General features: G+C 66.2%; 8 protein-coding genes. 4 read left to right on the forward strand and 4 right to left on the reverse strand.

From position 1 onward, the window contains the following. The first annotated feature begins 74 nt into the window (after positions 1-74). Genes BMZ48_RS08885 through BMZ48_RS08900 form a run of 4 tightly spaced genes read left to right on the forward strand, consistent with a single transcriptional unit; the run spans position 75 to position 3,963 of the window. Positions 75-1,034: a helix-turn-helix transcriptional regulator gene (locus BMZ48_RS08885; protein ID WP_159431143.1), complete on the forward strand. Its 960-nt coding sequence runs from the start codon at positions 75-77 to the stop codon at positions 1,032-1,034. 52 nt (positions 1,035-1,086) lie between these two features. Further along, on the forward strand, positions 1,087-1,965 hold the full coding sequence (locus BMZ48_RS08890; protein ID WP_091534051.1) for an ABC transporter ATP-binding protein: 879 nt from the start codon (positions 1,087-1,089) through the stop codon (positions 1,963-1,965). After that, complete coding sequence (locus BMZ48_RS08895; protein ID WP_200769577.1) at positions 1,962-2,981, forward strand: ABC transporter permease; 1,020 nt, start codon at positions 1,962-1,964, stop codon at positions 2,979-2,981. Before BMZ48_RS08890 ends, BMZ48_RS08895 begins: the two co-directional genes overlap by 4 nt. Positions 2,982-2,997: 16 nt before the next feature. After that, positions 2,998-3,963, forward strand: coding sequence for an MBL fold metallo-hydrolase (locus tag BMZ48_RS08900; RefSeq protein WP_091534054.1), 966 nt, complete (start codon positions 2,998-3,000; stop codon positions 3,961-3,963). A 29-nt stretch (positions 3,964-3,992) separates the two neighbouring features. On the opposite strand, the gene BMZ48_RS08905 is transcribed toward BMZ48_RS08900, so the two are convergent. From BMZ48_RS08905 to BMZ48_RS08920, 4 genes are all read right to left on the reverse strand, one after another. Continuing rightward, entirely contained in the window at positions 3,993-5,759 is a 1,767-nt protein-coding gene (locus BMZ48_RS08905) for a CocE/NonD family hydrolase (protein WP_234981585.1), read from the reverse strand. A 193-nt stretch (positions 5,760-5,952) separates the two neighbouring features. After that, positions 5,953-7,656 (reverse strand): M28 family metallopeptidase, encoded by a 1,704-nt coding sequence (locus tag BMZ48_RS08910; RefSeq protein WP_091534225.1) that lies wholly within the window; start codon positions 7,654-7,656, stop codon positions 5,953-5,955. A gap of 34 nt (positions 7,657-7,690) precedes the next feature. Continuing rightward, on the reverse strand, positions 7,691-9,757 hold the full coding sequence (locus BMZ48_RS08915) for a S9 family peptidase (RefSeq protein WP_234981586.1): 2,067 nt from the start codon (positions 9,755-9,757) through the stop codon (positions 7,691-7,693). 143 nt (positions 9,758-9,900) lie between these two features. Continuing rightward, positions 9,901-13,089, reverse strand: a complete 3,189-nt coding sequence (locus tag BMZ48_RS08920) for a S8 family peptidase (protein ID WP_091534060.1) — start codon at positions 13,087-13,089, stop codon at positions 9,901-9,903. Positions 13,090-13,144 lie beyond the last annotated feature (55 nt).

Raw genomic sequence — 13,144 nt, forward strand, 5'->3', positions numbered from 1 at the left:
CGCCGGCGGTCCGATCCGCCAGGCGGGCGCGTGGTATACCTGCAGCGCGGATCGTCCGTCCCGGGAGCGCTGCAGTGAATGCAGGTCAGACGCAGAAGCAGAACATGCAGGATGTGGATCGCCTGATCCAGGCTTTCTACACGGCGGCATTCGAGCATCCATGGCAGGATTTCCGCCCGCACACGCTCCAGGCGCTGTGTCAGTGGAGTGGCGCGCGGGCAGCAGCCTGGTTGACCCGGAGCGTCAGCGATCTCCCCGGCGAATACGCGGCATGGCCGTCTGGCGTGGGCCCAGGGCGCGATGCCGTCGCCGGCATTCGCTTCGATTCCGGCGTGCGCGAGGTGGAGCTCGATCCGGTTCCGCCGCATTGGTGCCCGGCTGCGGAAACGACGGACGGCTGGGGGCTCGCGCTGGCGATCGCGCATCGCGACACACCGATGCGCAGCGTATTCGCCCTGGTGTTCGGCTCTGCGCAGCGCCCGCCGCGCGAGCTTTTGCGCCGCGCCATTGGGCATCTTGCGCAAGCCGGTACGCTCGCGCTATTGCAGTTCATCCGGCGCGACGAGTGGTTGCAGACCCTCGGCCGATTCTCGCGCGGGTGTGCCGCGCTGATCGATGCGCATGGCGGGATTTATGTCGCAAGTCCGCGTTTCACCGAATTGATGCAGACCGAGCTCCGCAGCGGGGATCACGGCCGGCTGCCGTTTCCGCTGCCGGTCGATCTCGCGGCAGCGGTTGCGTCCGACTTTAGCGTCGGCGCGCTGCATTTCCGCATCCGCCGGGAGGGGGATCTTTATCTGCTGCATGCCCGCCGCCCCCACCCGCTCGACGTTTTGTCGCCGCGTGAGCGGGAAATCGCCGGTGCGCTGGCCGCCGGCAAGACGTTCAAGACCATCGCACGGGAGTGCGATATCGCGAGCAGTACCGTTGCCAATCACGCCTCGCGGATTTACAAAAAACTCGGTATTTATCGGCGCGAGGAGCTCGTCGGCCTGCTACGCCGGTCGGCACCGCCACCGACCAAGACCGTATGAAGAGCCCGGCGCGCTTTTCTGGGCGCGCCTGCATCCGCGACAATGCATGGCCATGGCCGCCATCCTCACCGTCCGCGATCTGCGCAAGCGCTATCCCAAGGTCGTCGCCGTCGATGGGGTGAGCTTCGAGGTCGAGGAGGGGATTTGCTTTAGCCTGCTCGGTCCAAATGGTGCCGGCAAAAGCACGACCGTGGAGATGCTCGAAGGCATCTTGCCGCCGAGTGCGGGCGAGATCCGGTTTCGTGGCCGTCCGCTCGATGCCACCTACCGTGAGCGCATCGGCATCCAGTTCCAGAACACCGCGCTGCAGGATTTCCTGACCGTGCGCGAGAATCTGCGCTTCTTCCGGGCGCTCTACCGGCACGGTGCCGATATCGACGAGTTGATCGAGGTCTGCCGTCTGCGCGAGTTTCTGGATCGCGACACCCGCAAGCTCTCGGGCGGGCAGCGTCAGCGTCTGTTGCTGGCGATCGCCCTGGTCAACGATCCCGAGCTGCTGTTCCTCGATGAGCCGACCACGGGTCTCGATCCACAGGCGCGGCGCAATTTCTGGGAGCTGGTGCGCAGCATCAAGGCACGCGGCAAGACCATCGTGCTGACGACCCACTACATGGAGGAGGCATATCTGCTCAGCGACGACATCGCCATCATGGATCACGGGCGCATCATCGCGCGCGGTTCGCCGCAGCAGTTGCTGTCCGAGCATTTCGATGACAGCGTGCTCGAATTGCCGGTTAGCGCCGTCGCCGGTAAATCACTGGCGCTTCCGTTGCTGCAGCGCGGAGAATGGGTCGAGATCATCACCGCCGACGTTGGCGCTGCCGTGCGCAGTCTGCTTGCCGCCGACGTGCCGCTCGACCGGCTGCGTATCCGGCCGCGCACGCTGGAGGATTTGTTCCTGCAGCTCACCGGCAGCGAGTTGCGCACATGATCAGCCTGCGTCGTCTCGCCGCGATGGTGCAGGCGCGCACGCTCGAGTTCGTGCGCGATGTCTCGGCGCTCGGCTGGAATCTGCTGCTGCCGGTGTTCATGGTCGCCGGCATGGGCTTCATTTTCTCCGGGCCCGGCCGTCCGCTGTTCACCGTCGGCGTCGTCGGCGCTGGCTCGCTATCTGCTGCGGATCATGCGTTTCTCGGTACACCGCAGGTGCGTTTCTACGCCGAGGACGATGTCGCATCGGGTCTGCCCAAGGTGCAGCGCCATCGCATCGACATGCTGCTCGACGTGTCGGCTCAGCCGGTGCGTTACTGGATCAATGCGCAGTCCTCGAAAGGACGGCTGCTGGAGAAACTGCTCAAGGCCGACGATCCGACGGCGCAGGCACAGACTGTCAGCGGCCCGCAGATCCGTTATGTCGACTGGCTCGCCCCCGGCATTCTCGGCATGAACATGATGTTCTCGTCGCTGTTCGGCGTCGGTTACGTGATCGTGCGCTACCGCAAATCCGGTTATCTCAAACGGCTGAACGCGACACCGCTGCGCGCCGCCGAATTCATCATCGCGCAGCTATTGTCGCGGCTGGTGCTGATCGTCGGCATCACCGTCGCCGTTTTCGTGGTCTGCGACCTGTTCCTGGATTTCCGCATGGAAGGCAGCTACGGGGATCTGCTGCTGGTGACGGTGCTGGGCGCGATGTCGATGATCGCGATGGGTTTGATCGTCTCGGCGCGCTTCACCAGCGAGGAACTCGCCGGCGGGCTGCTCAACGTCTTGTCGTGGCCGATGATGATCATCTCCGGGGTATTCTTTTCGATCGAAGGTGCGCCGGAGGTGGTGGTGTGGCTCGCCCAGCTGTTTCCGCTGACGCACATTCTCGAGGCCGCGCGTGCGATCATGCTCGACGGTGCTGGCCTGACCGATCTGGCACGTCCGCTGCTGGTGCTCGGCGGCATGACCATCGGTTTTCTCCTGCTGGGTTCGATCCTGTTCCGCTGGACTCCCGAGTGAAGCGCTGATTCCGCCCATGACTGCCGACCCTACCCCGCTGCCTGCGACGATCGACTATCCCCACGGCATCGTCTGTATCGATACCTTGCAGGAACGCTGCGGCCTTGCGTGTTGCTACCTCGTCGGCCGCGACGGCGAATACGCCTTTATCGAGGCCGGTACTTCACCGGGCGTTCCGCGGCTGCTCGCGCTGCTCGATGCGCGCGGCATCCCGCGCAGCGCCGTGCGGTATGTGATACCGACCCATGTGCATCTGGACCACGCCGGTGGCGCGGGTCTGCTGTTGCGTGAATTACCCGATGCCCGTCTGGTCGTGCATCCGCGAGGGGCACGACACCTGGTCGATCCTTCCAAGCTGATCGCCGGTGCCAATGCGGTCTATGGCGTGGATGCGGTGCGGCGCATGTACGGGGAAATCGTGCCGGTGGCACAGGCACGCGTCATCGTCGCTGACGATGGGCTGCGTCTGCCGCTCGGCACCTCGGAGCTGTTATTCATCGATACGCCCGGCCATGCGCGCCATCATTTCTGTGTCTGGGATGCCGTTTCCCGCGGTTTTTTCACCGGCGATAGCTTCGGTCTGTCTTACCGCGAGTTCGATGGACCCCATGGGGTGTTTCTGATACCGACGACGACGCCGGTGCAGTTCGAGCCGGAAGCCTGGTCGCAGACGATCGAGCGCTTGCTGTCCTTTGCGCCGCAGTGGATGTACTTGACCCATTTCGGCCGCATCGGCGATGTCGCGCGCCTGGCGGACGAGCTGCGCGCGGCGCTTGCGCGCTACTGCGCGCTGGCGCGGCGTTATGCGCAGGCTCCGGACCGGCACGCCAAGCTCGTCAATGCGCTCACCGCCGACGCGCTCGCACGGCTCGAAGAGCTGCGCTGCCCGCTCGCTGCCGACCGCGCACGCGCCCTGCTCGCGTTCGACATGGAGCTCAATGCGCAGGGGCTCGAGGTCTGGCTCGAGCGCGGTATGGGGTGATGCGGCCTTGCGGGCGGGATGACCGGTCGTCAGATCCCGTCCCGGACGATCTCGTCGGGTTGGAGCAGGGGTAGGGCCACCGTTCCGCTCACCTCGAGGGGCGCGAGCAGCAGGTCGCGCGACCAACTGATCGGGTATTGCGCATGGAAGCCGTAGATCAGCAGCGCCAGCTCGTCGTTCTCCGCCAGACGCTCGGCAATGCCGTTCATCTCGATCGTGTGTGCACCAAAGCCGCGCAGCGGGGTGATCTGGTCATCGATGATGTCCCAGCGCTCGGTTCCGGCCTTGCGATGGCCGATGGCGAAAAACAGGATCGGATCACAGGCGGTGTGCAGCGGCGGTAGCGGGCACTCGTCCAGGCCGAGCCCGCCGACGGGAGAGATCTCCACCGCCAGCAGCGGGATGCCGGCGACGATGGCTCCACCGGAAGGCGCGGTGTAGAGCGGCTGCGTCGCGAGCAGCGCCTCGCGTATCGCGTTGCCGAGCACCGAGCCGGCGGCGCCGAGCACTCCCGATAGCTGGGGTGTGCTCGCATCGATGGTGAACACGGTGCCCCCACGCTTGACCTCCCGCACGGCGATTGCATCCTCTTCGGCCAGACTTATGCACACGTGACTGCCGGTCGAGAGCGCCGCATCGACCGCGCCCCGCTGGCCGCGCAGTTTTTCCTCGAACCAGGCAAACTGGACATCGTCGAGATCGAGGCTGCCGCAACGACGTGTGCCGCCGGTGTCCTGAAAATTCGGGAAAGAGATCGCGGCGTAGAACGGATCGAGTGCGTCCTCGGCGCCGGGGATCGACGTCAGACTGACGGGCAGGATATGACCGGACTGATGCGTGAGCAGACGCACGTCGCCGCCGGCACGTTTGAGGCACTCATAGTTGGCAAGTGCTTCGTTGAAATTGAACAGCGTGTCCCGGAAGCCCTGCGTCAGCAGCACGTCGGCCGGTGGCAGCGGCGTCGGCGGCACGGCGCGTGGATCGGGAACCGCGCCGGGGAATGCGAAGTTTTGTTCGCCGGCCGGCACGCCGTCGCAGAAGTAGCGCAGGCTGTGATAGCGGAAGAAGTTGAAGCCGGGTTCCGGGAATTCGTTGGTCGATGCCCCCTCGACCAGCGTTTCACGGATCACGGGGTCGGTGTCGAGCTCCGAGCCCGCCTCGCCGCCGGCTGACAGCGCCAGCGCGTAGCCGGATTTGATGACACCGTGGGCGTTGAGCGAATAGGTGAGGTCGTGCCAGGTGATGTCCGGCGCCATCACGCGCAGGCGGTGCTTGGGATCGGCGCCATGCAGCAGGAACTGGTACCCCCCGCCGTAGGAGCCGCCGTAGGCACCGACGTACATTTCGCCATTGCCGCGACGGCGCAGGCCCGGCAGGTTCTCCGCCCAGTCGAGGACGGCGATCAGGTCGTGACCCTCGAAGTCCGGCGACAGCACGCGCACGGTGCCGCTCGATTCGCCAAAGCCGCGCTGATCGATCGAGATCACGTAATAACCGGCATCGCGCAGACGCTGCGCGAACGGGCTGGGTTCGGTCATGCGGCTGCCACCATAGCCGTGGCCATGCAGCACCAGGGGGTAGGTCTTGCCGGCTTCGAGTCGGGTCGGCTCGAAGACCTGGAAGACGACGGTGTCGCCGGTCTGGGCGACGCTGATTTCCTGACGGTAGATCGTCCCGTCCCGGGTTTCGGTGACGGCGACACGGGGCGGGGTTTCATCCGCCGGCAGGGCGGCGCCACCACCGTTGCGGGAGCCGGAACCGCCGTCGCAGGCGGACAGCAAAACAACGCACGTCACCAAACAGACACGTATCCGCTGCATCGCGGTTTTTCCTCCATCGTTGTATCCGGACCGCTGGCACGCCGCACGACGGGCCGCGGTCCGATCCGGCAGCAGACTAAACTGGCCCGGTACCGTCCGTCAAGGAATAGTAACAATCGCTCTGCTGCCATGGGTATGGCGTGTCCAGTCACTGCAGCGGTGAACCGTTTTACTCGCGTGCCCGATGCGCTTCACGGATCGCCTTGAATTCCGAGCCGCTCTTCCACTGCGGCCAGGACTCGGAGTTGGCGACGATCCAGCCGACTTCCATGAGCAGGCGCATGTCCTGCGCGGCGCCGCTTAAGTCCCAATCCGGTTTTATCTCATCGCTGGGCGCGTGGTAGTCGCGGGTCGTGTAGATCTGGCGCTTGTGCGCGCCATAGTCGGCTGGCTGGCCGATGAATTCGCTGCCACCGTCGGCGTAGAGCGCCGGCACGCCGACCTTGGCCAGTTCGAAATGATCGGAGCGGTAGTAAAAGCCCTTCTCCGGTTCGGCGTCGGGTGTGATCACGCGGCCCTGTTGCGCCACCACATCGGCGAGGATGTCTTCGAGCGTGTTCTGGCCGATGCCGATGACCTGGATGTCCTTCGTCGGTCCCCACGGATTTAAGCCATCCATGTTCAGTGCCGCGACGGTTTTTTCGATCGGGTAGAGCGGGTGCGTGGCGTAGTACTTGGCGCCAAGCAGGCCTTGCTCCTCGGCGGTGACCGCAAGAAAGAGCACCGAGCGCCGCGGCGGCGTCGGCAGCCGGGCGTAGGCTGCGGCGATTTCGAGCAGGCCGGCCGTGCCGGTGGCGTTGTCCAGCGCACCGTTGAAGATCTGGTCACCGGAGAGATTTTCGTCGCGGCCGAGATGATCCCAGTGCGCCGTGTAGATCACGTGCTCGTCCGGATGCGTCGTGCCAGGCAGACGGGCGACGACGTTGTGCGACTGTACCTCGCGCAGGGTGTTGCGGATGGTGCAGCGGGCCTGGCCGTTGAGCGGTACCGGCTTGAAGTCGCGGCGCACGGCGGCGGTTTTCAGTGCATCGAAATCCTGGCCGGCGGCCCGGAACAATTCGCGTGCCTTGTCCAGGCTGATCCAGCCCTGAACCGGGACGTTGCCCTGGTTACGGTCGGCCGTGGCGAGCTGGAACTGCTCGCCACTCCAGCTGTGCTCGACGACACTCCAGGGATAGCCGGCCGGCCCGGTCTCATGGACGATGAGGGCGGCGGCGGCACCGAGCCGGGACGCGATTTCGTACTTGTAGGTCCAGCGGCCGTAATAGGTCATCGCTTTGCCGCGGAACATCGACGCATCGAGCCGGCTCGGATCCTGCGCATCGGGAACGGCCGGATCATTGATCAGCATGATCAGGGTTTTGCCTCTGACATCGACGCCCTTGTAGTCGTCCCAGCCGTACTCCGGAGCCTGTACGCCGTAGCCGACGAAGATCAGCTCGCTGTCGGCGATGCGGATCTCGGGGACGGCGCGCGAGGTCGTGGCGACGTAATCGCGGCCGTGCTCCAGGTGCAGCCGGTGCGATCCGACGCGCAGCGACAGATCCGGCGTGCCGGTGATGCCGACCAGCGGCACCTTCTGCACGTAGGTGCCGTCGGGATTGCCTGGCGCAAGACCCATGCTCCTGAACTGCTCGACCAGGTAGGCCACGGTTTTTTCTTCCCCCGGGGTGCCGGGCAGGCGGCCTTCGAACGCATCCGACGCCAGCACCCGCACGTGTGCGAGCAAATCGTCTGCCGTGATGCTTGCCAGCGCGGCGGCGTCCGGCGCATGCGGTGCACTGACGGGCTGGGGCAGCGCCACACAGGCGCCGAGAGCGGCCGCGGACAGGACGATGGCACAGCGGGAGGATGAAGAGGACGTCATCGGCATCGGCGGATCTCCGGGCATCGGCGCGAATGTGTTGTCATGGCCCGAGCCAACGCTTGAGCCAGGCCTGCACGGCTTCGTGCCACTGCACGCTGTTCTGCGGTTTGAGCACCCAGTGGTTTTCGTCGGGGAAGATCAAGAACTCGCTGGGGATGCCGCGGCGCTGCAAGGCGGTGAAGGTGGCGATGCCCTGTTCTGGCGGCACGCGGTAGTCCTTCTCGCCGTGAATCACGAGCATCGGCGTTTTCCACTGCGTGACGTGTGCGGCGGGATTGTGTTTTTCGTAGTTGGCTGGATTGAGGAAGTAAGGTCCGCCGTGCTCCCATTCGTCGAACCACAGTTCTTCGGTGGTGTAGTACATGCTGCGGTTGTCGAAGATGCCGGCATGGCTGACCAGCGCCTTGAAGGCATCGGGCCACTGGCCGGCGATCCAGTTGATCATGTAACCGCCGTAGCTCGCGCCGAGGGCGGCGGCGCGATCGCCGTCGAGAAAGTCGTAGGTCTTCAGGGCATGGGCCCAGCCTTTCTGCAGATCGACCAGCGGTTTGCCGCCCCAGTCGCCGGAGATCGAGTCGGTGAAGGCCTGGCCGTAGCCGGTGGAGCCGTGGAAGTCAATGAAGACCACGGCGTATCCCCAGCCCGAGAACACCGCCGGATTCCAGCGGTAATGCCAGCTATCCCCCATGCTGCCCTGTGGACCGCCGTGGATGATGAAGGCGACCGGATAGCGCTTGCCCTTGCGGTAGTTCCACGGCTTCATCACATAGCCGTAGACGGGCTCGTCGTTCCAGCCGGCGAACCGGAACTGTTCGTACTCACCGAAGCGCACCTGCGCCAGCGCCTCGGCATTGTGCCGGGTCAGCCGCTGCGCCGGGCTTGCATCGTGCGCCAGCCAGTACAGATCAGCCGGCTGGGTCAGGGTATCGAAGGCATAGACGATGCCGTCGGCGCCGACGGAGAAACCACCGACATGACCATCCCCGGTCAGGGCGGTGGCACGGCCGCTGGCGATGTCGATCGCAAACAGCCGGTGACTGCCGAGGTCGTCCGCCATCGTGTACAGCGTGCGGCCGTCGTGGGAGAAACGAAGGCCGTCCGCGGAGCGGTCCCAATCCGGTGCCACCTCGCGGGTATCGCCGGTCTTGAGATCGCGCAGCATGATCGCGAGGCGGTCGGCCTCGAAGCCGGGGCGTTTCATCGCACGCCAGGCGAGATAGCGCCCGTCCGGCGAGAACACCGGGCCGATGTCCATGGCCGCGTTCGTCGGGGTCAGGTTCTTGGGTGCGGCCGAGCCATCCGCAGGAACCCACCACAGATCGAGATTCGTGCTCCAGGCCTCGGTCGTTCCGGCGATGCGTGCGGTGAACACCAGATGCTTGCCATCGGGCGAGAAGGCGTATTCGCTGGCATCGCCAAAAGGTTTGGATGGGGTATCGCCGTCGATGCCGCGGCTGACGTGGACCGGATCGACGGCCTTGCCATCGGCGCCGAGCCTGAGCGTGAACAGCTGCGAGCGGGTGCCGTCTTTCCAGCTGTCCCAGTGGCGGATGAACAGCTTGTCGAAGTGCATGCCGCTGCGCTTGCGCGCGTTGCGCTCGTCCAGCCGTTTCTTGCTGCAGGCCAGATCGGGGCAGTCGGGGAAGACATCGATCGAGACGGCGATGCGCTGGCCGTCGGGGGACAGCGCGTAGGTGTTCACCGGCAGGGCAAGCTCGGTGACCGGCTGGGCATCGCCGCCGCTGGTCAGATCGAGCCGCCAGACCTGGCTGCTGCCGCTGCGCGTCGACAGAAAGTAGAGCCAGCGCCCGTCCGCCGACCAGCGCGGATCGCTGTGATTGCCGGGAGCCCGGGTCAGCGGGCGCGGTTCACCGCCAACGCTCGGCACCAGCCACAGATCGAGCATGCCTTTGTTGTTGTCCCAGTCCGTGCGGCGCAGCGTGTAGGCCACCCAGCGGCCGTCCGGCGAGAGCTGGGGATCGGACACGCGCTCGAGGCGCACGAGATCCTCGGCGGTGAACGGGCGCGGGTTGGATGGATGAGACGCGGACATGGCGGTCGTGGCGGCGACGAGGCACAGGCCCGCCAGCATACGGGCAATCATCATGGATAAGACTTTCGAAGCGGGCCGTCATGGTAGCCGCATCGATGCCGGATGCGGTTGAGGAAAACCCCGCAGGACGCCCAACCCCAGAACGAAGACGCCCCGCAAGGGCGGGGCGTCTCGGGAAACACACGCTCGACGGGCGGTCAGTGCCGCATGCGTCGGCGCACCCACAGGCCCAAGAGCAAGGGCAGGGCCAGTGCCAGGCCGAACGCACCACTGCCGAAACGGCCGGCGTCCCTGGGGCGGTCGCCACCTCCCGATGCGCCTCCACCGGTATCGCCGTCTGCGGATGCGCAGACGTCGTTGCCGACGACGCGGTAAGTGCCGACGGCGGCGGCGGAATCGACCGTCAGGCCAACGCCGTTGACCGGGTTGGTCGTCTGGCGGATCGAGGCGGCGATGTTCGACAGCTCCTGGCCGGTCTGGATGTTGAGCACGGATTTATCGAGCACCAGCCGGATCGTGCCATCGGGATCGAAGCCGCTGCTGGCATCGAGCTCGCCGAGTTCTTCGAACAGCCCGACGCCGCCGACCGCGGGGATGGTGCCGATGGTCGATTCGGTGGAGTCGCGCAGCCCGTAGATGAAGCGTGGCGCGCCTTGTACGGTGTCCATCGCGACGAAGTAGTTGTTGTCGTCACCGCTGATCTTGAAATACGCATACCAGCGGTAAGCGGGAATCGGCTGCGGATCGAGGTTGTCCACCTTGATCGTGAACACGATCTTGCCGGGTGCATCGCTTGGTTCGGCGATCCACAGCTGGCGCAGATCGTCCTGGCCGGTGGGCGTGCCGTTGCCGGTCTGCCCTGCCGGGCTGGTCGCTTGGGTCAGGCCTGGCAGCAGGCAGCTGCGTTCGCTGGAGGGGGGCGGCAGTCCGGCGTCGAGCAGCACGGTCAGCGGGCGCGCGAACATCGGCTGGAAGGCGGCGATCGCCGCCGGCACGCCGGCCGGCGAGGGCGCATAGTCGAGCACCGAGGCGTCATTGCCGACCAGGACGCGGATGTTGTGCACCGGCGTGCCGACACCGGGGAAACCGATCGCCGCATGCGGGACGAAGAAGCGGATCACGTCGCCGCTGCGTTCGGCGCTCGACGCCACGGCGGTGTTGCCGGGGCCCGCCTCGGGGATGCTCACCCCGTCGGGGTCGGCGAGAATCGCGGTGACGAAGGGTACGCCGGCGACGTTGTAGAACAGGCTGTACAGCAGCGATGGTGAGGCGCTGAAGCCATCGCCGGCGGCGACCCGCAGTTGCCAGAGGAATCCCGGCTGGCCATTCGCCCCGACCGTTTCGGTCACACTCAGCGCCACGGCATCGGCCGCGGCGTCCGGGAGCAGCGGATCGTCATCGCCATCGATCAGCAATTGCTCGCCGCCCGCGCTCGGATTGCCGGCCTTGGACACGCCCAGGGCCTCCAGGGCAGCGGGGATGTCGAGCAAGCCGCTGCCGTAACCGACGTGGATGGTTCCGCCGGGGATTTCGGGATCGGGTTCATAACCGTCGCCGATCTTGCGCGCCGTGCGGCGGATCAGCTCCTCGAGCTGGGCCGGCGTCAGTTCCGGGCGCGCCTGCAGGATCAGGCCGAGCGCGCCGGTGACGTGCGGCGAGGCCATCGAGGTGCCGGTGATCGTGCCATACCACGGCTGCCAGTCGGTTTCGGCGGCATTGTCGTCGCCGCCCGTGCAAATGACCTGACTGGGTGCGCCCTGCAGGCAGGTGGAGGTGATCAGGGTGCCGGGGGCGGCGATTTCCGGATAGGTGTCCGGCTCCCCGGACTTGCCGCGGCTCGACGAGCTGTTCAAGGGGCCGTCGCGCAGGCCGCTGCCCTTGTCATCGTAGTTGGCCACGCAGATCACGCCCGGCGTCGGATCCTTGCAGTAGGACGAGGTGCGGTCGGCGCTGCCGTCGCCGCCGTCGTTGCCGGCGGCGAACACCATCGCGATGTTCTTCTCCTGCACGATCGCCTTGATCAGGCAGGCCTGGGTCGAGCCCGGATCGTAGGGCGTGCCCGGCTCGATCTCGCCGTAGGAGTTGTTGACGGCGCGTAGCGGTGGATCAAAGGTGTCGGCGTTGTCGAGGATGTGCTGATAGGCGTTGACCGCCGACAGGACCAGCAGGCCGGCACCATTGCCCCAGTGGATGATCGAGGCTTCCGGCGCGATGCCGGCATAGGTGCCGCGCACGTTCGGCGCGGCGGCGTCCACCGGATAGCCGCCGTCGGAGGCGGCGCCGCTGCCGGCGACGGTGCCGGTCACATGCGTGCCGTGACCGCCGCCCGGGGCCTCGCTGTCGGCCTCGCCGACATCCACATAGCTCGGACCGATGCCGGTGAGGAAGTCGACCAGCCGGAAGTTGTGCAGGATGCGCCCGGCGAAATCCGGATGCGTGCCGAGCAGGCCGCCGTCGATGACGCCGAGGGTGATGCCGCGGCCGGTCAGCGGCCGGCCTTCACGGTCCAGGTAAGGACCGCCGGAGACCGCTTCCTGGGCGACGCGCACGCCGGTCGCCCACGGCCCGGTGTCACCAAAATAACGCAGCGGACGGTTGTGTTCGATGCGCGCCACCAGCGGGCTGTCGAGCAGCCTGCGGAACGCGAGCGCCGGTCCGGATGCGAACACCGAGCGCGCGTAGCGGCGGAAATCCGCCACACGGGTCAGGCCCAGGCTGGCGAGCAGCGCGTCGTGCTGCTTGTGCGTGCCGGCTTTGAATTGCACGAAGGCGCCATACGTGGCGTCGGCGGCCAACCCGGCGAGATCGCGCTGGACCGCGGCGTCCATCGTCGCCGTGGCTTCGGATGTGTCGCTGCCGATGGCGCACGGGTCGGCCGGTGCGCCGGCTTGTCCTTGCACGAACCCAATGGTCAGCGTCGTCGTCGCGCCGGCGACCGCGAAGGGCACGACATCGACGCGGATCTGGTCGGGTAGATCGGTGAGCAGGATTTGGGAGGCTTCATCGGCCGATGCGGTCGCAGAGGCCCCGAGCAGCTCGCCGGTCTGCGCGTCGCGGATGTACAGGTCGAGGTCGTCGGCGCCGCTCGGCGAGTCGGTGTCGAGCTGGAAGCGGATGGCCAGATTCGGGTTGGCCTGCCGGAACGAGGCCGGCAGATCCAGCGTGAGGTCGAAGTGATCGCAGATCGCGCCCTCGCCATCACAGACCGGATCGCCGGTGGCGGCGCCGCTGGGATTGGAAACGAGATACGGCCCGCCCTGGGCGACGATCGGATCGCTGGTTGGGGTCAGGGTGCCGCTGGGTGGTTCGAAGGCGGCGATGGCGCTGGAAAAACAGGCGAGCGCGCCGGCCAGCAGCCAGACGCGGCGTCGGTCGGGTGACAGCATGCTGAATCCTCCCCCGAGGGTTGGTATCGGAACGATCTGATACTTTTAGTCTAAT

It is taken from the genome of Fontimonas thermophila, assembly GCF_900113085.1.
Lineage (GTDB): Bacteria > Pseudomonadota > Gammaproteobacteria > Nevskiales > Nevskiaceae > Solimonas > Solimonas thermophila.